Origin of the sequence: Mycobacterium sp. (assembly GCF_008709575.1) — a bacterium.
Taxonomy (GTDB): Bacteria; Actinomycetota; Actinomycetes; order Mycobacteriales; family Mycobacteriaceae; genus Mycobacterium.
The window spans coordinates 43304-63676 of sequence record NZ_VYIK01000013.1 but is presented as its reverse complement, the minus strand read 5'-3'; the positions used below and the strand labels follow the sequence as shown (position 1 = coordinate 63676).

Here is a 20373-nt window from a genome sequence, read left to right as displayed (position 1 = left end):
GGTGGAGCTAAGGGGATTCGAACCCCTGACCTACTCGATGCGAACGAGTCGCGCTACCAGCTGCGCCATAGCCCCGTGATCGCTAGCAGGCTACCAGCCGCAGTCCACCGAGCCGAAACGCTACTGGCCGGCAGCCCGCGGCAGATCGCGGTGCCAACCGTAGTCCCGAGCGTACGGCGCGTAGTCAAGATGCGCGAAGGCCGGATCCTCGTCGTCGATCTCCAGCACTACCGCGCCGGGGCGTTGCAGCCGCGACGGGACCACTTCGAACTCGCGGTCGTAAGGGTGCTCCCCGCCGAGCCGAGACCGGGCCAACCGCTGCAGCCGGCGCCGGCGCAGCCGCTCCTCGATCCGCGTCTGCCGGCGCAGATAGGCCAGGTACAGCATGGTTATCGCGCCGACGCTGCCGCAAATCCACCAGGCCACCGGTGTCAGCACGAACGCTGCCGTGGCCGAGGCCACCAGCATCAGGGTCATCGTCACCAGCATCCGCTTGCGGAAGGTGTATTTGCGCACACTGACCGCAACGGCGGTTTGCGATTCGTAGCGGTGCCGTCGCAGGATCGCCGGGTCGAGCATCGACTCGGTTTCTTCCTCGGACACCGGTATCCCGGAGGTGTCGTCGACGGTTTCGTATTCGTCGGCAAGCACCGAGTCCTCCGCGGGCTCGGCCGCGGACTGGGCTTCGACGTCGTCTTCCGCTGCCGGCTCGCCCGGGCGGGCGGGCTCGTCGACGGTGTCGATGTCGTCGGCGTCGGCAGCAACGTCGGCGGCGACCGGCGCGACGACCCCGGACGTGCGGTCCTCATTGTCGAGGCCCTCATCGTCGAGGTCCTCGAACCGGTCCTCGTCGGGCTGCCAATGCGGATCGCTGCGATGCCCGGCTGCCGGTCCACCGCGCTTGAGCAGCCGCGCCGCCGCGGCACTGTTGAGCACCCGGGTCGCCAGCGCCACGTCGCTGGTGCGCCGCACCGCCTCACGCTTGCTGATCAACATCGGAACCAGCACGAACAGCCAGAGCACCACGAGCGATATCCACAGCAGCGATTGCGGAATGCTTGGCATGGTGACCTGCTCCTTTCCCCGCCAGGGTAGGCCGTCGTCCGACGGATCCGGTCGAGGCGCGCCCAAGACAATTACACACCTGTAATTTACAACACACAAGACTCATTTATCACTAATGTCACATCAGTAACAGAACCGTCGGTGCGCCGGTGCCAAGTCAGCGAGTGTGAAAGTGTTGCGAGAAATGTGGCCGATTGTCGCAACAGGTTCACCCTCGGCGCGCCACGCTAGACCCAGCTGGCATGCCCCTCGCGCACCAGAGCCGACGTCACCGACCCGCAGACATCCTCGACCGTGAGGGCCATCAGCACATGATCTCGCCACGCCCCGTCGACCTGAAGGTAGCGCCGCAGCAGCCCCTCCTCGCGGAAACCGACCTTTGCCAGCACCGCCCTGCTCGCCGCGTTCTCCGGTCGCACGGTGGCTTCCACGCGATGCAGCATGACCGGGCCGAAGCAGTGGTCGAGGCCCAGTGCCAGCGCCCCGGTAGCCACCCCGCCGCCGGCGGCTGCGCTGGAGACCCAATACCCGATCCACGCCGACCGCAGCGCCCCGTGCGTGACGTTGCCGATCGTCAACTGCCCACAGAACTGCCCGTCGAGTTCGATCGCGTACGGCAGCATGCGGCCGTTACGGGCTTCTGAGCGCAGGCTCGCACACATCGCAGGCCAGGATGAAATGGCATGTCGCACTGTCCAATCCAAATCAGTGCTGGGCTCCCAGGGCTCGAGATGACCGCGGTCGGCCAATCGGATGCGACTCCACTGCGCGGCATCGCGCATCCGCACCGGGCGCAGCCCGATCACCCCCGCGCCGACCCGCAGCGGTCCCACCGCCATCGGCCAGCCGGGATGCTGGGAACTGGAGCGCCACCGGTTCATCAGGGTGGGTTGCCGCGTCGCTCAGCCGCGCTGAGCCAGGAACGCGACATCGACGATCTCGCCGGAATTGATCTGCTCGGCCGCACTGGGAACCACCACTAGACAGTTTGCCTCGGCCAGGGTGGCCAACAAGTGCGACGACGCGCTCGACCCTCCGCCCAGCACCTGGACCAGGTATTGGTCGGTGTCCTGATCGCGCATGAGCTGACCGCGCAGAAATCCCTTGCGCCCGGGCATCGAGGTGATCGGCGACAGCGTTCGGGCGGGCACCATCCGGCGCATCGGCTGCCGCTTACCCAGCGCCAACCGGATCAGCGGCCGGACCATCACCTCGAAGACCACCAGCGCGCTGACGGGGTTGGCCGGCAGCAGAAAAGTCGGGACCCCTTCGCGACCCAGCTGCCCGAAGCCCTGCACCGACCCGGGATGCATGGCGACGCGGGTGACCTCCATCTCGCCGAGCTCGGCGAGCACCGAGCGCACCGCCTCGGTGACCCCACCGGCGATCACCACGATCTCGGCACGGTTGACTTGACCCTCGACGACGTCGCGAAGTTCCCTGGGATCGGCGCTGACGATCCCGACCCGGTTCACCTCGGCACCCGCGTCGCGACCGGCTGCCGCCAACGCATAGGAGTTGACGTCGTAGACCTGCCCGCTGCCCGGGGTGCGGGAGATATCGACGAGCTCATCGCCGATCGACATCACCGACAGCCGGGGACGCGGATGGACCAACACGCGTTCCCGCCCGACCGCGGCCAGCAGGCCCACCTGGGCCGCGCCGATGATCGTCCCGCAGCGCACCGCGACGTCACCGGGCCGCACGTCTTCCCCGGCGCGCCGCACATAGGCGCCCGACCGCACAGCGCGCAGCACCCGCACCCGGGATTCGCCGCCGTCGGTCCAGCGCAACGGCAAAACGGCATCGGCCAACGTCGGCAGCGGAGCCCCGGTCTGCACCCGAGCGGCCTGGCGGGGCTGCAGTCTGCTGGGGGTGCGCGTGCCGGCCGCGATAGTGCCCATCACCGGCAAGGTCACGGTCCCGCAGGCGTCCTCGCCGACGGCCCGATCGCCGCCGACGACCCCGACGCTGCGCAGGTCGATGCTGCGCACCGCGTAACCGTCGACAGCGGCCTGGTCGAATCCGGGCAACGGACGGTCGGTGACCACCTCTTCGGCGCACATCAGGCCCTGGGCCTCGGCGATCGCCACCCGTACCGGTCGCGGCGCCACCGCCGCGGCCATTACCCGGGCCTGTTGTTCCTCCACCGAACGCACAACGTGCCTTCCTGGTGCCTTCCTGACGCCTTCCTGGTGCCTTTCTGGCGGTGGGCGGTCGCTAGTTGCCGGTCAGCCCCAATCGCTCCACCAGCCAGCGCCGCAAGTCCGGACCGTAGTCTTCGTGGTCCAAGGCAAAGTCAACCGCAGCCTTCAAGTAGCCGCCGGGATTTCCCAGATCGTGTCGAGTGCCGCGGTGCACGACCGCGTGCACCGGGTGGCCCTCCGCGATCAACAGCGCCACGGCATCGGTGAGCTGGACTTCTCCCCCGGCGCCCGGATCGACGCGGCGCAGCGCGTCGAAAATCGCGCGGTCCAGCACGTAGCGGCCGGCCGCTGCGTACCTCGACGGGGCCGCGTCGGGCTTGGGCTTTTCCACCATGCCGTTGACCTTGAGCACGTCGGTGCCGGCGAATGCCTGGCGCGGGGCGGGCTCGACGTCGAAAACCCCGTAGGCGCTGATCTCCTCCGGGGACACCTCGATGGCGCACAGCACCGTTCCGCCGAAGCAGGCGCGTACCTTCGACATGGTCTCCAGCACACCGGTCGGGCGCACCAGGTCATCGGGCAGCAAAACCGCCACCGCGTCCTCACCGTCCGCCAGCACGGGTTCGACGCAGCCGATCGCATGCCCGAGCCCGAGCGGCTCGGCCTGCACCACGGACTCGACCTTGATCAGCCGGGGGGCACGACGCACTTTGTCCAGCATCGCCGTCTTGCCGCGCGCCTCCAGGGTGCCCTCCAGCACCAGATCTTCGACGAAGTGCGCGACAACGCTGTCCTTGCCCTCCGAGGTGACGATGACCAGCCGCTCGGCGCCCGCCTCGGCAGCCTCGGCGGCGACCAGCTCGATGCCGGGCGTGTCGACGACCGGCAGCAGCTCCTTGGGCACCGTTTTGGTTGCGGGCAGAAAGCGCGTGCCCAGACCGGCCGCGGGCACGATCGCCGTGCGGGGAACCGAAACACCTGCAGGTGACATTGCTGACACCATAACCGGGCATCCTCGGAAGTTTCGGTGGCGGGGTGAGCGACCGGGCTGAGATCGTTGAACCCATGGCCGGCAAAGCAGCATTACGACAGCAGCTGCTGGCAGCCCGCCGAGCGGTGGCCGCCGATCTCCGCGCCGCCGAGGCGGACCAACTCGCTGACCACGTCGCCGGCCTGGTCGGGACCGGCGACACGGTGTGCGCCTATGTTCCGGTGGGCACCGAGCCGGGCTCGGTCGAGATGCTCGACGTGCTGCGGAGCACGGCCCGACGGGTGTTGCTGCCGGTGGCGTTGACCAGCGCCGACGGCACTCCGTGTGCGTTGCGCTGGGGCGAGTACCGACCCGGGCGGCTGGTGCGCGGGCGGTCCGGTCTGCTGGAACCGGCCAAGCCGTGGCTGCCGCCCGAGGCGCTGGCCGAGGCCAGTCTGGCACTGGTGCCCGCACTGGCGGTCGACCGCCGCGGAGTGCGGCTGGGCCGTGGCCGCGGCTTCTACGACCGGGCGCTGGTGGACCGCAACCCGCATGCCCGCCTGGTCGCGGTGGTGCGCGACTGCGAACTTGTCGACGAGTTGCCCCACGAGCCCCACGACGTGCGGATGACGCACGCGCTCACGCCGGGGCACGGGCTGATCAAGCTCGACGACACCGTCCGGGAATCTCACGGCACGAATAGCGGTTCTAGCACTTGACACGGTAGAGTGCTAACGACGTCCAGACGCGGAGGTTTCTGTGCCGACATACAGCTACGCCTGCACCGGGTGCGGCAACCGGTTCGACGTGGTCCAGTCCTTCACCGACGAGGCCCTGACCACCTGCCAGCAGTGCTCCGGGCGACTGCGCAAACTGTTCCATTCGGTGGGCGTGGTCTTCAAGGGCAGCGGTTTCTACCGTACCGACAGCCGCGAATCGGCCAAGCGTTCCACCAACGGCACGGCGGGCTCCTCGGAGCAGGCCAAAGCCTCTTCTGGAGCCTCTTCTGGAGCCTCTTCTGAGGCCTCCTCGACAGCGTCCCCTGAAGCCTCCCCGAAAGCCTCCTCGCGGGAGCCGGCGAAAGCCGCCAGCTAGGGTTATCCACAGTCGCTCTTCCCACGTCCGCGGCCGCGGTCCCGCCACGTTTAGCGTGGCGTCGTGGCGCAATCGCTGAATCCCGCTCTCGTCGACCGGGTGGCCCAGCGCTTGCGCCCGGACTGGACGCGCACGATGCTGGCTCGACGGCTCGCGGCGGGCGGGCTCGTGGTGTTGGCCGCGGTCGCCGCGGTGCGCCCCGACCCCGACGGGGCTCGCGCGCAGGTGGTGGTCGCGGCCCACGATCTGGCGCCGGGCACCCCACTGGCCGCCGACGACGTCCAGGTCGCCAGCCGCGTGGCCGCCACGGTTCCCGACGGCGCGGTAGCCGATCTCGACCTGGTGGTCGGCTCCACGCTGGCCGGTCCGGCCCGGCGGGGCGAAATGCTCACCGACGTGCGACTGTTGGGCAGCCGATTGGCGGAGTCGACCGCTGGCCCCGGCGCCCGGATCGTGCCGGTGCATCCCGCCGACCCGGCGCTGGCCGACCTGGTGCGCCCCGGCGATGTCGTCGACGTGGTGGCGGCCCCGGCCCAACACGACACCGGAACGAACACCGGCCCCCGCATCGTGGCCAGCAATGCGGTCGTGGTTGTGGTCTCGGCCAAGCAGCAAGCCCAGGCCGGCGAGCGGGTGGTGCTGGTGGCGGTACCGGCCGGCGCGGCCACCGCCGTCGCCGGCGCCACACTGGGTCAGGCAGTGACCCTCGCCCTGCACTGAGCCCGGCGGCGTCAGGCGGCCGCCGTCTGCTCGCTGCCGCAGTATTTGCACTTCTGCGCGGCCGCGGGGATGTCGGACAGGCACTGCGGGCAGGCTTTCGTGGCCGGTTCCTCCCCGAATACGATGACCCCGCGGCGCTTCTGGATGTGCTTGTAGGGCACGACGATCACGAAGTAGACCACCGCTATGAAGACGACGAAGTAGACGATCGCCGAGATCACTGCCCCGATGTCGAGGAACGTCGACTTGTCGCCTGCCGGGCCGAGCTGCCAACCCAAACCCAGGCCGGCAGTCGGCTGCGCCGCCGTGACCAGCGGATTGACCACGCTGTCGGTGAAAGCCTTGACGACGTTGGAAAACGCCAAGGCCACCACCAGCCCGACGGCCACGGTGATCACGTCACCGCGCATCAGAAAATTCTTGAATCCCTGCACCGCGACCCTCCCGATCACCAGGGCGATGCCGCACCGCCCGGAAAAACGCTATGCCCAGATGCGGCCCACGACCCGGCCCGGCCACAATTAGTCACCGAGATTTGATCGCCCCGTGACCTTGAAAGCCTTGCTCAGACATGGTGCGGCGGGACGTTCTCGATGAGCCAGCGCTCGTGCTCGTCGGCCTCCCCGGCATCGTCCGGGTCGGTGGTCGGCGTCATCTCTCCAGACTCGACAGTTCACCGATGATCTGGCCCGCCAGAGGATTGAGGGTCGCCATTCCGTCCCGCACCGCGTAGCGCGAGCCGGCCAAGTTGACCACCAACGTGCTTCCCGAGATGCCGGCCAGGCCGCGCGACAATCCGGCATCGACGATGCCGGCGGACAGTCCCGAGGCCCGGATGGCTTCGGCGATCCCGAGGATTTCCCGATCGAGAATGGCGCGGGTGGCTTCCGGTGTGACGTCGCGCGGCGTCACACCGGTACCGCCGACCGACACCACCAGATCCACCCCACCGATCACAGCGGTGTTCAGCGCATTACGGATCTCGACCTCGTCGGCCGCCACGGCCACCACGCCGTCGACGACAAAACCCGCCTCGGTGAGCAGCTCGGTGACCAGCGGGCCGCTGTGATCCTCCTCGTCTCCGTGCGCCGTGCGGTCGTCGACCACCACGACGAGCGCTCTGCCGACCACCAACTCGCCACGCTCGTGCATGAGTGCAAACGTATCTCCGAGAGCCGCCCCCGGCACCACGGTCCTTCTCACTGCTGCGCCTTCCCCAGCGTGACCTGCAGCGTCTTGGTGTCACCGGACGGGTCGAGGTAGGTCAACGTCACCTTGTCGCCGGGCGCCTTGGACCGTACCGCGGCCACCAGACCGTCGGCGCTGTTGACCGGGCGGTCATCGACCTTGGTAACCACCGACCCTTTGGGCAGACCGGCGCTCGCCGCCGCGCCGTCGGGCACCACCTCGACGACCTTGGCGCCGGGGACCTCCTTGTCGCTGGTCACCTGGACACCCAGCGAGGCATGCGACGCCTTCCCGGTGCTGATCAGCTCGTCGGCGATCCGCTTGGCCTGGTCGACCGGGATGGCGAAGCCCAGGCCGATCGAGCCGCTCTGACCGTCGGGAGACTCGCCACCCAGCGTGGCGATCGCCGAGTTGACCCCCACCAGTTCAGCGTTCATGTTGACCAGCGCACCTCCGGAATTACCCGGGTTGATCGCGGCATCGGTCTGGATGGCGTCGAGCACGGTGTTCTGGTTACCCGCTTCGCCGGTGGTCGACACGGGCCGGTTGAGCGCGCTGACGATCCCGGTGGTCACCGTCCCTTCCAAACCCAACGGCGATCCGACCGCCACGACGGGCTGACCCACCCGCAGGTTTGCCGAGGACCCCAGGGTGATCGGCGACAACCCGGAAACGCCTTGCGCGTGGACCACCGCGATATCGGTGGTGGGATCGGCCCCGACGACGGTGAACGCAGCCGTGCGTCCGTCGGAGAAGGTCACGGTGGTCTTCGGCGCCGGACCCGTCGCGCCGGGGTGCTTTGCGCCGGCAGCGGCCGCGATGACGTGGTTGTTGGTCAGGATGAGCCCGTCGGGCGACAAGATGATGCCCGAACCCTCCTCGGATTGATGCCCGAGATCGGTCTCGAGCATGACGACGCTGGGTACCACCTTGGCGGCGACCTGCTCGACGCTCTCGGCCGGCGCATTAGCCGTCGGGACACCCGGGGTCTTGCCGCCCAGCGTCATGCGGGCGGCGCTGCTGCCGGGCTGGCCGCTGTGCTCGACCACCGAGGCCACCGCCCCGCCGATACTGGCCGAGACCACCGCGATCACCAGCGCACCGATCGCTAATACCCCTGCCCGGGGCCACTTTTCGGTTACGGACCCAGATTGCGACCGAGTAGGCTGAACGCCGAAGGGATTGAACGGCTGACCACCATAGGGCGGCTGCTGGCCATAGCGCCAGTCATAGGGCTGGCCATACATTTGCTGTTGCCCATGACTGGGGTACCCGGGGAGGGCAGGCTGATCGGCTGCCGGCCCATAGCCCGGTTGCTGCGGTGGCGAATACCTCGGGTGATTCGTCATAAGCGCTGGGTCGCTCTTTCTCTATGGTCGGTCAAGGGGTCGGTCAGTCAAGGGGTCGGTTAAGGGGTCGGTCAAGACTTCAACTACCTTGCCTGGGTGGACTGAGAATCCACTGTGATAACGTTCGCCAGGCTTTCGGAGTTCCCCCCGATGTCGGTGGCGCAAACATCGGGAGCCCGATATGTCGCCGGCGGGATCGGACGCCCGGGGAGCACCATGTGGACCGATGTGCCCGGGGGTTGACCACCTGCAACGGTATCCTCGATGCGAAGTGTCCCACCGTGATTGACCACCACTTGCTTGACGATCGCCAGACCCAGCCCGGAGCCGGGCATTGCCCGCGCTGTCGCGGAGCGGAAGAACCGTTCGAACACCAGCTCGCGCTCGTGCGCGGGAATACCGGGTCCGTAGTCGGAGACCACCAGCTCGGCGTGTGTCGGGTCGAGCTGGGTCATCCGGATGCCCACACTCGAGCCCGAGGGACTCCACTTGGCAGCGTTGTCCATCAGATTCAGCACTGCCCGCGAGAGCGCAGCACTGTCGCCGTAAACCTGCCAGGGCGTGACCTGGACGTCGAATCCGATGTCGTTGCGGCGCCGTCGAACCCGCTCCAAGCTGCGATCAATCACCTCGGACATGTCCACCGGCTCGTGGACCACCTCGCGGGCCTCATCACGGCTCAGATCAACCAGATCGCCTACCAATGTTGATAATTCCTCGATCTGCGCGATGACATCGGCGCGCAAACCTGCCATCTCCTGCTCAGGCAGCGGCGGCGCACCGGGCTCCATCGACGCCATCAAAAGCTCGACGTTGGTGCGCAACGACGTCAACGGAGTCCGCAGCTCGTGGCCCGCATCGGCAACCAGACGTGCCTGCCGTTCCCGAGATTCGGCCAGCGCTTGCAGCATCAGATTGAATGACTCTGTCAGCCTGGCTAATTCGTCGCTGCCGAACACCGGAATGGGCCGCAGGTCGTCGGTCCGCGCGACCCGCTCGGCGGCCTCGGTGAGGCGCGCCACCGGCCGCAGGCCGGCCCGGGTGACCATCCCCCCGGCCACCGCGGCCACCACCACACCGACCCCCCCGACGATCAGCAGCACCAAACGTAGTTTCTGCATGACCGCGTCCGTCGGCGCCAGGCTCTTGGAGATCAGCAGCGAGCTGCCGTTGGGCAGGTGAATCGCCAGCACCCGCTGGTTGGCCACGGTGCGTCGCGACAAGAGCAGCTCACCACGGATCACCGCCTTTTCCGGCCCGCCGACCGGAAGCTTCTGACCCGGTTGATTGGCGGTGTAGATCGCTCGACCGGGCTTCACCAGCATCGCATTGACATCGGAATACGCGGTGCCCTCAATGGCTCGGCTAGGGTCGGCCGCCAGTGATCCGCTGGCGATCAGCAGCTGCGCCCGGCTCTCCAACTGGTGATCGATGTCCTTGTAGAGCGCCGCCGAGATCACCGCGTAGACCGCAACCGCCATCAAGACGACCACCATCGCGACCATCGACATCGCCAGCAACATCACCCGCCACCGCAACGACAGCGAGGTGGTGGCCCGCGGTGCGCGACGTCGCCAGCCGAACGGGGACATCAAGGGGGTGTTTCACGCAACACATACCCCACACCGCGCACGGTGTGGATCAGTCGTGGCTCTCCCTCGGCCTCGGTCTTGCGACGCAGGTATCCGACATAGACTTCCAGCGCGTTACCCGAAGTAGGGAAGTCGAACCCCCACACTTCCTCCAGGATCCGGCTGCGGGTGAGTACCCGCCGGGGATTGGCGATGAGCATCTCCAGCAGAGCGAACTCGGTGCGGGTCAGGCTGATATGGCGTTCCCCCCGGGTCACTTCCCGGGTCACCGGATCCAGGGTGAGATCGGCGAACGTCAGCGGCGTCGCCTCGGTGACATCCTCGAGCTTGGTGCGGCGCAACAGCGCCCGCATCCGCGCCAGCAGCTCTTCGAGCGCGAATGGCTTGGGCAGGTAGTCGTCGGCGCCTGCGTCCAGCCCGGCGACCCGCTCGGAGATCGAGTCGCGGGCAGTCAGCACCAGGATCGGCAGATCGTCGCCGGTGCTTCGCAGCTGACGGCATACCTCCAGGCCGTCCAGCCGCGGCATCATGACATCGAGCACGACAGCGTCGGGCCGGTCGGTGGCGATCACGTCGAGCGCCTCCACACCGTCCTGCGCCAGTGTCACCGCGTAGCCGTTGAACGACAGCGACCTGCGCAGCGACTCACGTACCGCACGATCATCATCGACGACTAAAATTCGCACGGCCATCAGTGTTGTCCCATCGCCTGAGAGCGAGCTAAGTACCCGCGCCCGACAACTAGCGGCGGTCCAGGTCGACAAGACCCAGCCGGGCGGCTTTGAGCAACCGGCGCGGAACCTTGCGCGGCTGACCGGCCACCGTCACGCCGACGAGCTCGGGCTTGGTGGCCTTCCATTGCGCACGCCGGCTTCTGGTGTTCGCACGCGACATCCTGCGCTTGGGGACAGCCATACACGAGCCTTACTGCTGGTAGGGGTCGCCGTTCGGGTGAATCCACGGTGACTATTAACTTTCAGAATAGTCGCTGACCTGCTACCCGCCAAAATCTCGGCCGGACCCACGGCTGACCCGCGACAGAAACCGGCCGGTCGGCGTCCTTGACGCGGCACCGCCCACACCCGTTAACCTACCGGTTGGTTGGCGTGTCGGTTGTCGCCCGGCGGGGATGAGCGCGCGGCGCGCCGGTAACAGCGCACAGCGCAGTGGTGAAGAGGAGCGGAGCCCATGAGCACTGCGGTCCGCATCGGGAACTGCTCGGGGTTCTACGGCGACCGGCTCTCGGCGATGCGCGAGATGCTCACCGGAGGCGACCTCGATTACCTGACCGGCGACTATTTGGCCGAGCTGACCATGCTCATCCTGGGCCGTGACCGCATGAAGCACCCCGAACGCGGCTACGCGACGACGTTCCTCACCCAACTCGAGGAGTGCCTGGGACTGGCCCACGACCGCCGGGTACGCATCGTCGCCAACGCCGGCGGTCTCAACCCCGCCGGCCTGGCCGACGCGGTGCGCGCGCTGGCCGAGCGCCTAGGCATCCCGACGAGGGTGGCCCACGTCGAGGGCGACGACCTGGCGCCCCGCGCCGAAGAACTCGGACTGGGTCGGCCCCTGACCGCCAACGCCTACCTGGGCGCCTGGGGCATCGTCGACTGCCTGGCCGACGGCGCCGACATCGTGGTCACCGGCCGGGTCACCGATGCCTCGGTCACGGTGGGTCCCGCGGCCGCGCACTTCGGCTGGGACCGCACCGACTACGACCGGCTCGCCGGTGCCGTCGTCGCCGGCCACGTCATCGAATGCGGCGTGCAGGCCACGGGCGGAAACTTCGCGTTCTTCACCGAGGTATCTGATCTCACCCACGCCGGCTTCCCGCTGGCCGAGATCCACGCCGACGGCTCGTCGGTGATCACCAAGCACCCCGGCACCGGCGGACTGGTCAGCGTCGACACGGTCACCGCGCAACTGCTCTACGAAATCAGCGGCGCCCGCTATGCCAACCCCGATGTCACCGCCCGGATGGACACCGCCGAACTATCAGCCGAAGGCCCCGACCGGGTCCGGATCAGCGGTGTGGCCGGCGAACCGCCGCCGCCGACGCTGAAGGTGTCGTGCAACAGCATCGGCGGATTCCGCAATTCGATGACGTTCGTGCTGACCGGACTGGACATCGAGGCCAAGGCCGCGTTGGTGCGACGGCAACTGGAAGCCGGACTGGCCGTCAAACCGGCAGAGTCGGAGTGGACACTGGCCCGCACCGATCACACCGACGCCGACACCGAAGAAGCCGCCAGCGCATTGCTGCACTGCACGGTCCGCGATCCCGACCCGGCCAACGTCGGACGCCCATTCTCTTCGGCCGCCATAGAACTGGCGCTGGCCAGCTACCCCGGTTTCCACGTCACCGCGCCGCCGGGCGAGGGCCAGGTGTACGGCGTGTTCGCCCCCGGTTACGTCGACGCCGCCGAGGTGGCGCACATCGCCGTGCACGCCGACGGCACTCGGGTCGATATCCCCTGCGCCACCGATACTCTCGAGCTTGTCCCAGCCGAACAGCCGCAGCTTCCCGAGCCGCTGCCGGCAGGACCGACCCGCCGCGTGCCGTTGGGCACGATCGCCGGTGCCCGAAGCGGCGACAAAGGCGGTTCGGCCAACGTCGGGGTCTGGGTACGCACCGACGAGCAGTGGCGCTGGCTGGCGCACACCCTGACCGTCGAGTTGCTCAAGGAGCTGCTGCCCGAGACCGCCGCGCTGCCGGTCACCCGCCATCTGCTGCCCAACCTGCGCGCGGTGAACTTCGTCGTCGACGACATCCTCGGCCAGGGCGTCGCCTACCACGCGCGATTCGATCCGCAGGCCAAGGGACTGGGCGAATGGCTGCGCAGTCGCCATGTCGACATCCCCGAGAGGTTGCTGTGAGCATCTGGACCACGCCCGAGCGCGACCAGCTCCGCAAGGCGGTGCGCGCGTTCGCCGACCGGGAAATACTGCCGCACGTCGACGAGTGGGAGCGCGCCGGCGAGCTGCCGCGCAGCCTGCACCGGCGCGCCGGGGAGGCCGGGCTGTTGGGCGCCGGCTTCCCCGCGGCGGTCGGCGGCGGCGACGGCGACGGTGCCGACGCGGTGGTGATCTGCGAAGAGCTGCACCGGGCCGGCGTACCCGGCGGGGTGTTCGCGTCGCTGTTCACCTGCGGCATCGCCGTACCGCACATGGCGGCCTCGGGTGATCCGCGGCTGATCGACACCTTTGTCCGCCCGACGCTGCGCGGCGACAAGATCGGCGCGCTGGCCATCACCGAGCCCGGCGGCGGCTCCGACGTCGGGCATCTGCGCACCACCGCGGTCAGAGCAGGGGAGCACTATCTGGTCAACGGCGCCAAGACCTACATCACCTCCGGTGTGCGCGCGGACTACGTCGTCACCGCCGTGCGGACCGGCGGCCCCGGCGCGGCCGGGGTGTCACTGCTTGTGGTCGAAAAAGACACACCGGGTTTGCACGTAACCCGCAAGCTCGACAAAATGGGCTGGCGCTCGTCGGATACCGCCGAGCTGTCCTACACCGACGCGGCCGTGCCCGTGGCCAACTTGGTCGGCGCCGAGAACAGCGGCTTCGCCCAGATCGCGCAGGCGTTCGTCGCCGAGCGCATCATCCTTGCCGTGCAGGCGTATTCGAGCGCGCAACGCTGCCTGGACATCACCGCGGCCTGGTGCCGCGAGCGTGTTACCTTCGGTCGACCGCTGATTTCGCGGCAAGCCGTGCAGAACACCCTGACCGAGATGGCCCGGCGCATCGACGTCGCCCGGGTCTATGCCCGCCACGTGGTGGAGCGCCAGCTGGCCGGCGAAACCAACCTGATCGCCGAAGTGTGTTTCGCCAAGAACACCGCGGTCGAAGCCGGCGAATGGGTGGCCCACCAGGCTGTTCAGCTCTTCGGCGGCATGGGCTACATGACCGAATGCGAAGTCGAACGGCAATATCGCGACATGCGGATCCTGGGCATCGGCGGGGGAACCACCGAGATCCTGACCGCGCTGGCCGCCAAGACTCTGGGATTCAGATCATGACCGTGCTGCAGTCCACGCTCGACCCGAAAAGTCCCGCCTTTGCCGAGGCGGCCTCGGCGGCGACCACCAAACTCGGCGAAATCGAAGCGGAACTCGCCAAAGTACTTGCCGGCGGAGGACCCAAATATGTGGAACGTCACCATGCCCGCGGCAAGCTGACCGCGCGCGAACGCATCGAGCTGCTCGTCGACCCGGATTCCCCTTTCCTGGAGTTGTGTCCGCTGGCCGCCTGGGGCAGTCAATTCCAGGTAGGCGCCAGCGTCGTTATCGGAATCGGTGCCGTCTCGGGCGTGGAATGCATGATCGTGGCCAACGACCCGACCGTCAAAGGCGGCACCAGCAATCCCTGGACTCTTCGCAAAATACTGCGGGCCAACCAGATCGCCTTCGAGAACCGGCTGCCGGTCATTTCGCTGGTGGAGTCCGGCGGGGCCGACCTGCCCACTCAGAAGGAGGTGTTCATTCCCGGCGGGCAGATGTTCCGCGACCTGACCCGGTTGTCGGCGGCCGGAATCCCCACCATCGCTCTGGTCTTCGGAAATTCCACCGCCGGTGGGGCCTACGTACCCGGGATGTCCGATCACGTCGTCATGATCAAAGAACGGTCGAAGGTTTTTTTGGCCGGTCCTCCGCTGGTGAAGATGGCCACCGGGGAGGAGTCCGACGACGAATCCTTGGGCGGTGCCGAAATGCACGCCCGCATATCGGGTTTGGCTGATTACTTCGCTCTCGACGAGCTGGACGCGATCCGGATCGGACGCCGTATCGTGGCCAGGCTGAACTGGCGTAAGCTCGGTCCCGTGCCCGGGCCGGTCACCGAGCCGCTGTTCGACGCCGACGAGCTGATCGGGATTGTGCCGCCCGATCTGCGAATTCCGTTCGATCCGCGAGAGGTGATCGCCCGCATCGTCGACGGATCGGAATTCGACGAGTTCAAAGCCCTTTATGGCTCATCGCTGGTGACCGGCTGGGCCCGGCTGCACGGTTATCCGCTGGGAATACTGGCCAACGCCCGTGGGGTGTTGTTCAGCGCGGAGTCGCAGAAGGCCACTCAGTTCATCGAGTTGGCCAACCGCTCGGATACGCCGCTGTTGTTCCTGCACAACACGACCGGCTACATGGTCGGTAAAGACTACGAAGAGGGCGGCATGATCAAGCATGGCGCGATGATGATCAACGCCGTGTCCAATTCCACGGTCCCGCACATCTCACTGCTGATCGGTGCGTCTTACGGTGCCGGGCATTACGGCATGTGCGGCCGGGCCTACGATCCCCGGTTCCTGTTCGCGTGGCCCACCGCCAAGGCGGCGGTGATGGGCGGCGCCCAGCTTGCCGGCGTCTTGTCGATCGTTGCCCGGGCGGCCGCACAGGCTCGCGGGCAACACTACGACGACGCCGCCGACGCTTCCATGCGAGCCGCGATAGAAGGCCAGATCGAAGCCGAGTCGCTGCCCCTGGTGTTGTCCGGGATGCTCTACGACGACGGCGTCATCGACCCTCGCGACACCCGCACCGTGCTGGGCATGTGTTTGTCGGCCATCGCCAACGCGCCGATCAAGGGGACGTCGAGCTTCGGCGTCTTTCGGATGTGATACCGATGGCGATCACCCGGGTTCTGGTGGCCAACCGCGGCGAGATCGCCCGGCGGGTATTCGCGACCTGTCGACGGCTGGGTCTGCATACCGTCGCCGTCTACACCGATCCCGACGCCGCCGCCCCGCACGTCGCCGAGGCCGACACCCGGGTGCGGCTGCCCGCAGTCAACGATTACCTCAACATCGAGGCCCTCATCGCCGCGGCGAACGAAGCCGACGCCGACTCCGTGCACCCCGGCTACGGATTCCTCTCGGAGAACGCGGATTTCGCAGCTGCCGTACAGGACGCGGGCCTGACCTGGATCGGACCGCCGGTCGCGGCGGTGCGGGCGATGGGCTCCAAGATCGAAGCCAAAAAGATCATGGCGGCCGCGGGTGTTCCGGTTCTCGAGGAGCTCGATCCGGAATCGGTCACGTCCGCGCAGTTGCCGGTGCTGGTCAAGGCCTCGGCGGGCGGTGGCGGCCGGGGCATGCGGGTGGTGACCGAATTGTCCTCGTTGGCGGGCGAAGTCGCGGCAGCACGACGTGAAGCGGCTTCGGCGTTCGGCGACCCCACGGTGTTCTGCGAGCGTTACCTGCCTGCCGGGCACCACGTCGAGGTTCAGGTGATCGCCGACACCCACGGCACCGTGTGGGCGGTTGGGGAACGCGAATGCTCGATTCAGCGCCGGCACCAAAAGATCGTCGAGGAAGCACCGTCGCCGCTGGTGCAACGCACGCCGGGGATGCGCGCCACCCTGTTCGAGGCCGCACGCAAGGCGGCCGAAGCGATCGGCTACACCGGTGCCGGGACGGTGGAATTCCTGGCCGACGATGCGGGGGACTTCTACTTTTTGGAGATGAACACCCGGTTGCAGGTCGAGCACCCGGTGACCGAGGAGACCACCGGTCTCGATCTGGTCGAACTGCAGCTGGCGGTAGCCGACGGCGACCGGCTCGACCCTGAACCACCTGCCGGGCAAGGGTATTCGATCGAAGCCCGGCTGTATGCCGAAGACCCGGCGCGGGGCTGGCAGCCGCAGGCCGGTCCGGTGCACCACATCGAGGTGCCGACGGCGCGCACCGAGTTCGCCTCGCTGGGGTTTCGCACCGGTGTGCGGCTGGACTCCGGTGTCACGACGGGGTCGACGGTCTCGATTCACTACGACCCGATGCTGGCCAAGATCATCTCCTACGCGCCGACCCGGCGCGCGGCGGCGGCGGTGCTCGCCGACGCGCTGGCCCGGGCCCGGCTGCACGGGCCGCGCACCAACCGCGACTTGCTGGTCACCGTGCTGCGGCATCCGGCGTTTCTGGCAGGCGCTACCGACACGGCGTTCGTCGACACCCACGGGCTGTCGGCGCTGTCGGCGCCGCTGGCCGACGAATCGACGGTGCGGCTGTCGGCGATCGCGGCCGCGCTCGCCGATGCCGCCCGCAACCGGGCGACAGCCGGCGTCTTCGCCGCCGTCCCCAGCGGCTGGCGCAACCTGGCGTCGGGCTACCAGCACAAGAGCTACCGCGACGACGGCGGCGCCGAGCACCACGTCGAGTACCGTTTCACCCGGACAGGGTTGGTACTGGCCGCCGACGAAGGGATCGCTCTGGTCTCGGCCGGCGCCGACGTCGTCGTGCTGAGCCGGGGATCGGTGTCCTGGGCTTTCACCGTCGCCCGCTACGGAGACGACGTCTACGTCGACTCACCGCGGGGACCGGTGCACCTGGTCGCGTTGCCGCGATTCCCCGAATCCGCTTCGGCCGTCGAAAAGGGATCGCTGGTGGCCCCGATGCCCGGCAGCGTCATCCGCGTGGGGGCGTCGGTCGGCGACACCGTGACTGCGGGCCAGCCGTTGGTCTGGCTGGAAGCGATGAAGATGGAGCACACGATCACCGCACCGACCGGCGGTGTGCTCGCCGAGCTCAACGTGCAACCCGGCAACCAGGTCGAGGTCGGTACCGTGCTGGCCCGAGTCGGGCACACCGAAGCACAAGGAGAGTCGCCATGACCGACACGAGTTTCATCGAGAGCGAAGAGCGCCGGGCGCTGCGCAAGGCCGTAGCCGCCCTGGTGTCCAACTACGGCCAGGAGTACTACCTGGAAAAGGCCCGCGCTCACCAGCACACCGACGAGCTGTGGAACGAGGCAGGCAAACTCGGCTTCCTCGGGGTGAACCTGCCCGAGCGCTACGGCGGCGGCGGCGCCGGAATGTACGAGTTGTCGCTGGTGATGGAGGAGATGGCCGCTGCGGGGTGTGCGCTGCTGATGATGGTGGTCTCGCCGGCCATCAACGGCACGATCATCGCCAAGTTCGGCACCGACGAACAGAAACAACGCTGGCTGCCGGGCATCGCCGACGGATCGATCACGATGGCGTTCGCGATCACCGAGCCCGACGCCGGCTCGAACTCCCACAACATCACCACGACCGCACGCCGTGACGGGCCGGACTGGATCTTATCCGGGCAGAAGGTCTACATCTCCGGCGTCGACCAGGCGCAGGCGGTGCTGGTGGTGGGCCGCACCTACCAGGAGACCACCACCAAGACCGCCAAGCTGCGTCCGGCGCTGTTCGTGGTGCCCACCGACGCCCCCGGATTCAGCTTCACCCCGATCGAGATGGAGCTGATCAGCCCGGAGCGCCAATTCCAGGTGTTCATCGACGACGTGCGGCTGCCGTCCGATGCACTGGTCGGCGCGCAAGACGCCGCGATCGCTCAGCTGTTCGCCGGGCTGAACCCGGAGCGCATCATGGGAGCGGCCAGCGCGGTCGGCATGGGCCGCTTCGCGATCAACAAGGCCGCCGACTACGTCAAGACCCGCCACGTGTGGGGCGTCCCGATCGGCTCCCATCAGGGCCTCTCGCACCCATTGGCCCAGAACTACATCGAGATCGAGCTGGCCAAGTTGATGATGCAAAAAGCCGCCACCCTCTACGACAGCGGCGACGACGCGGGTGCGGCCGAGACCGCCAACATGGCCAAATACGCCGCCGGTGAGGCCTCGGCGCGCGCAGTCGACCAGGCCATCCAGTCGCTGGGCGGCAACGGGTTGACCAAGGAGTACGGCATCGCCGCGGCGTTGGCCGCGTCCCGCTTGTTCCGGATCGCACCGGTCAGCCGGGAGATGGTACTCAACTTCGTCGCCCAGACCTCGCTGGGACTGCCCCGGTCTTACTGATGGACAGGCTGGTCGACTACGCAGGGCCGACGGGCACCGGGCAGCCTTGTGCGCGGCTGACGCTGAACTCCCCACACAACCGCAACGCGTTGTCGGGCACCCTGGTCAGCCAACTGCATCAGGGGCTGCAGGACGCAGCCGCCGACGATGCCGTGCGGGTGGTGGTGCTGGGCCACACCGGTGGCACGTTCTGCGCCGGCGCCGACTTGGCCGAATCTTCGGCTGCATCGGACCCGTTCGACATGGCCGCCGGGCGGGCCCGGGAGCTGACCAGGCTGCTGCGCGCCATCGTCGAGTTGCCGCTGCCGGTGATCGCCGTGATCGACGGGCACGTCCGCGCCGGCGGCCTGGGCCTGGTCGGCGCGTGCGACATCGTCGTCGCCGGTCCGCGCAGCACCTTCGCACTGACCGAAGCCCGGATCGGAGTGGCGCCGGCGATCATCTCACTGACGTTGCTGCCGAAACTGTCCGCACGTGCGGCGGCGCGCTACTACCTGACCGGCGAGCAATTCGACGCGCGCCAAGCGGCGGCAATCGGACTGGTCACGATGGCCGCCGACGACGTCGACGCCGCCGTCACGTCGCTGGTCGCCGACATCGCCCGCGGCTCGCCGCAGGGACTGGCAGCGTCGAAAGCCCTGACCACCGCGGCAATTCTCGCGGGCTTCGACCGCGACGCCGATCGCCTGGCCACGGAGTCGGCGCAGCTGTTCGTCTCGGCGGAAGCCCGTGAAGGCATGCTGGCCTTCCTCCAAAAACGCCCACCTCGCTGGGCCGCCCCGTAACGATGACGAGCCGGTTTGACGAAGTTGCCTTGCAGCAAAACATCTTCGTCGTAGGCTCATAGGTGATGAGCAATCCAGCGCAGAGCGGCGCGGCGAACGCGCGGGGGGACGCGCCCGACGAATGGTCGCGCGCCGACGACACCGACCGTATCCAGGTGGCGCACGTGCTCTCCGACGCGGCTGCGCAGGGCCAGCTTCCGATGAGCGAATACGAAGACCGTCTCGCCAAGGCCTACGCGGCGAAGACCTATGACGAGCTGGACCGGCTGCGGGCCGATTTGCTCGGATCGACGGTGGTCCCGCGCCGCAGCGGCGGCAAACCCGCCCCGTCCACTGTGCTGCTGGCCATCATGAGCGCATTCGAGCGGCGCGGCCGGTGGAATGTGCCGAAAAAACTGACGACCTTCGCGCTGTTCGGCGGCGGGGTCATCGATCTGCGGTACGCCGATTTCACCTCCACCGAGGTCGAGATTCGCGCGTGTTCGGTCATGGGCGGCCAAACCATCCTGCTGCCGCCGGAAGTCAACGTGGAGATCGACGGCCACGGCGTCATGGGCGGTTTCGACCAGCAGGTGCCCGGCTCGGGCACGCCCGGGGCTCCGAAGGTCACGATCCGCGGCTTCTCGCTGTGGGGTCGGGTCGGCATCAAGCGCAAGAAACGCAAGGCCTGAAGCGAACAGCC

20 protein-coding genes and 1 tRNA gene are annotated in these 20373 nt (G+C 67.9%); 10 read left to right on the top strand and 11 right to left on the bottom strand.

Annotated features, from left to right (window positions below; genetic code table 11):
• Positions 1–2 precede the first annotated feature (2 nt).
• From F6Q13_RS04780 to F6Q13_RS04760, 5 genes are all read right to left on the bottom strand, one after another.
• A tRNA-Ala gene (locus tag F6Q13_RS04780) sits at positions 3–75 on the bottom strand.
• Between the two features lie 45 nt (positions 76–120).
• The gene (gene glpR, locus F6Q13_RS04775; protein WP_293052988.1) at positions 121–1065 is read right to left on the bottom strand and encodes a gephyrin-like molybdotransferase receptor GlpR; all 945 of its coding nucleotides are present in this window, start codon (positions 1063–1065) and stop codon (positions 121–123) included.
• 227 nt (positions 1066–1292) lie between these two features.
• Complete coding sequence (locus F6Q13_RS04770) at positions 1293–1946, bottom strand: GNAT family protein (protein WP_293052985.1); 654 nt, start codon at positions 1944–1946, stop codon at positions 1293–1295.
• A gap of 21 nt (positions 1947–1967) precedes the next feature.
• Entirely contained in the window at positions 1968–3224 is a 1257-nt protein-coding gene (glp, locus tag F6Q13_RS04765) for a gephyrin-like molybdotransferase Glp (RefSeq protein WP_293052982.1), read from the bottom strand.
• Between the two features lie 61 nt (positions 3225–3285).
• On the bottom strand, positions 3286–4203 hold the full coding sequence (locus F6Q13_RS04760; protein ID WP_293052979.1) for a UTP--glucose-1-phosphate uridylyltransferase: 918 nt from the start codon (positions 4201–4203) through the stop codon (positions 3286–3288).
• Between the two features lie 74 nt (positions 4204–4277).
• Here F6Q13_RS04760 and F6Q13_RS04755 point away from each other — a divergent pair, with 74 nt between their 5' ends.
• The 3 genes from F6Q13_RS04755 to F6Q13_RS04745 all read left to right on the top strand — a co-directional run bounded on the left by F6Q13_RS04755 (position 4278) and on the right by F6Q13_RS04745 (position 5997).
• Complete coding sequence (locus tag F6Q13_RS04755; RefSeq protein WP_293052976.1) at positions 4278–4901, top strand: 5-formyltetrahydrofolate cyclo-ligase; 624 nt, start codon at positions 4278–4280, stop codon at positions 4899–4901.
• A 40-nt stretch (positions 4902–4941) separates the two neighbouring features.
• The gene (locus tag F6Q13_RS04750; RefSeq protein ID WP_293052973.1) at positions 4942–5277 is read left to right on the top strand and encodes an FmdB family zinc ribbon protein; all 336 of its coding nucleotides are present in this window, start codon (positions 4942–4944) and stop codon (positions 5275–5277) included.
• Between the two features lie 63 nt (positions 5278–5340).
• Positions 5341–5997: an SAF domain-containing protein gene (locus F6Q13_RS04745; RefSeq protein WP_293052970.1), complete on the top strand. Its 657-nt coding sequence runs from the start codon at positions 5341–5343 to the stop codon at positions 5995–5997.
• An 11-nt stretch (positions 5998–6008) separates the two neighbouring features.
• On the opposite strand, the gene F6Q13_RS04740 is transcribed toward F6Q13_RS04745, so the two are convergent.
• The 6 genes from F6Q13_RS04740 to rpmF all read right to left on the bottom strand — a co-directional run bounded on the left by F6Q13_RS04740 (position 6009) and on the right by rpmF (position 11041).
• On the bottom strand, positions 6009–6449 hold the full coding sequence (locus tag F6Q13_RS04740; protein WP_293052967.1) for an MscL family protein: 441 nt from the start codon (positions 6447–6449) through the stop codon (positions 6009–6011).
• A gap of 199 nt (positions 6450–6648) precedes the next feature.
• Positions 6649–7149 (bottom strand): MogA/MoaB family molybdenum cofactor biosynthesis protein, encoded by a 501-nt coding sequence (locus tag F6Q13_RS04735; RefSeq protein WP_293052964.1) that lies wholly within the window; start codon positions 7147–7149, stop codon positions 6649–6651.
• A gap of 47 nt (positions 7150–7196) precedes the next feature.
• Positions 7197–8534, bottom strand: a complete 1338-nt coding sequence (locus tag F6Q13_RS04730; protein WP_293052961.1) for a trypsin-like peptidase domain-containing protein — start codon at positions 8532–8534, stop codon at positions 7197–7199.
• 83 nt (positions 8535–8617) lie between these two features.
• The gene (locus F6Q13_RS04725; RefSeq protein WP_293052958.1) at positions 8618–10126 is read right to left on the bottom strand and encodes a HAMP domain-containing sensor histidine kinase; all 1509 of its coding nucleotides are present in this window, start codon (positions 10124–10126) and stop codon (positions 8618–8620) included.
• Entirely contained in the window at positions 10126–10812 is a 687-nt protein-coding gene (locus F6Q13_RS04720) for a response regulator transcription factor (RefSeq protein WP_293052955.1), read from the bottom strand. The genes F6Q13_RS04725 and F6Q13_RS04720 overlap by 1 nt, the downstream gene beginning before the upstream one ends.
• 55 nt (positions 10813–10867) lie before the next feature.
• Positions 10868–11041, bottom strand: a complete 174-nt coding sequence (gene rpmF, locus F6Q13_RS04715; RefSeq protein WP_293052952.1) for a 50S ribosomal protein L32 — start codon at positions 11039–11041, stop codon at positions 10868–10870.
• Between the two features lie 273 nt (positions 11042–11314).
• Here rpmF and F6Q13_RS04710 point away from each other — a divergent pair, with 273 nt between their 5' ends.
• The 7 genes from F6Q13_RS04710 to F6Q13_RS04680 all read left to right on the top strand — a co-directional run bounded on the left by F6Q13_RS04710 (position 11315) and on the right by F6Q13_RS04680 (position 20362).
• Positions 11315–13009, top strand: coding sequence for an acyclic terpene utilization AtuA family protein (locus F6Q13_RS04710; protein ID WP_293052950.1), 1695 nt, complete (start codon positions 11315–11317; stop codon positions 13007–13009).
• Entirely contained in the window at positions 13006–14154 is a 1149-nt protein-coding gene (locus F6Q13_RS04705) for an acyl-CoA dehydrogenase family protein (RefSeq protein WP_293052948.1), read from the top strand. The genes F6Q13_RS04710 and F6Q13_RS04705 overlap by 4 nt, the downstream gene beginning before the upstream one ends.
• A 2-nt stretch (positions 14155–14156) precedes the next feature.
• Entirely contained in the window at positions 14157–15746 is a 1590-nt protein-coding gene (locus tag F6Q13_RS04700; RefSeq protein WP_293053004.1) for an acyl-CoA carboxylase subunit beta, read from the top strand.
• A gap of 5 nt (positions 15747–15751) precedes the next feature.
• Entirely contained in the window at positions 15752–17734 is a 1983-nt protein-coding gene (locus F6Q13_RS04695) for a biotin carboxylase N-terminal domain-containing protein (protein ID WP_293052945.1), read from the top strand.
• Positions 17731–18906, top strand: a complete 1176-nt coding sequence (locus F6Q13_RS04690; protein WP_293052942.1) for an acyl-CoA dehydrogenase family protein — start codon at positions 17731–17733, stop codon at positions 18904–18906. The genes F6Q13_RS04695 and F6Q13_RS04690 overlap by 4 nt, the downstream gene beginning before the upstream one ends.
• On the top strand, positions 18906–19691 hold the full coding sequence (locus F6Q13_RS04685; protein ID WP_293052939.1) for an enoyl-CoA hydratase family protein: 786 nt from the start codon (positions 18906–18908) through the stop codon (positions 19689–19691). The genes F6Q13_RS04690 and F6Q13_RS04685 overlap by 1 nt, the downstream gene beginning before the upstream one ends.
• A gap of 65 nt (positions 19692–19756) precedes the next feature.
• Positions 19757–20362 (top strand): DUF1707 domain-containing protein, encoded by a 606-nt coding sequence (locus tag F6Q13_RS04680; protein ID WP_293052936.1) that lies wholly within the window; start codon positions 19757–19759, stop codon positions 20360–20362.
• The last annotated feature ends 11 nt before the right edge of the window (positions 20363–20373 follow it).

What these genes read in the sequence shown, in the direction of transcription:
- rpmF (WP_293052952.1), bottom strand. Translation starts at nt 11,041, where the DNA reads ATGGCTGTCCCCAAGCGCAGGATGTCGCGTGCGAACACCAGAAGCCGG.
- F6Q13_RS04685 (WP_293052939.1), top strand. Translation starts at nt 18,906, where the DNA reads ATGGACAGGCTGGTCGACTACGCAGGGCCGACGGGCACCGGGCAGCCT.
- F6Q13_RS04710 (WP_293052950.1), top strand. Translation starts at nt 11,315, where the DNA reads ATGAGCACTGCGGTCCGCATCGGGAACTGCTCGGGGTTCTACGGCGAC.
- F6Q13_RS04755 (WP_293052976.1), top strand. Translation starts at nt 4,278, where the DNA reads ATGGCCGGCAAAGCAGCATTACGACAGCAGCTGCTGGCAGCCCGCCGA.
- F6Q13_RS04680 (WP_293052936.1), top strand. Translation starts at nt 19,757, where the DNA reads ATGAGCAATCCAGCGCAGAGCGGCGCGGCGAACGCGCGGGGGGACGCG.
- F6Q13_RS04690 (WP_293052942.1), top strand. Translation starts at nt 17,731, where the DNA reads ATGACCGACACGAGTTTCATCGAGAGCGAAGAGCGCCGGGCGCTGCGC.
- F6Q13_RS04730 (WP_293052961.1), bottom strand. Translation starts at nt 8,534, where the DNA reads ATGACGAATCACCCGAGGTATTCGCCACCGCAGCAACCGGGCTATGGG.
- F6Q13_RS04695 (WP_293052945.1), top strand. Translation starts at nt 15,752, where the DNA reads ATGGCGATCACCCGGGTTCTGGTGGCCAACCGCGGCGAGATCGCCCGG.
- F6Q13_RS04735 (WP_293052964.1), bottom strand. Translation starts at nt 7,149, where the DNA reads ATGCACGAGCGTGGCGAGTTGGTGGTCGGCAGAGCGCTCGTCGTGGTG.
- glpR (WP_293052988.1), bottom strand. Translation starts at nt 1,065, where the DNA reads ATGCCAAGCATTCCGCAATCGCTGCTGTGGATATCGCTCGTGGTGCTC.
- F6Q13_RS04725 (WP_293052958.1), bottom strand. Translation starts at nt 10,126, where the DNA reads ATGTCCCCGTTCGGCTGGCGACGTCGCGCACCGCGGGCCACCACCTCG.
- F6Q13_RS04760 (WP_293052979.1), bottom strand. Translation starts at nt 4,203, where the DNA reads ATGTCACCTGCAGGTGTTTCGGTTCCCCGCACGGCGATCGTGCCCGCG.
- F6Q13_RS04770 (WP_293052985.1), bottom strand. Translation starts at nt 1,946, where the DNA reads ATGAACCGGTGGCGCTCCAGTTCCCAGCATCCCGGCTGGCCGATGGCG.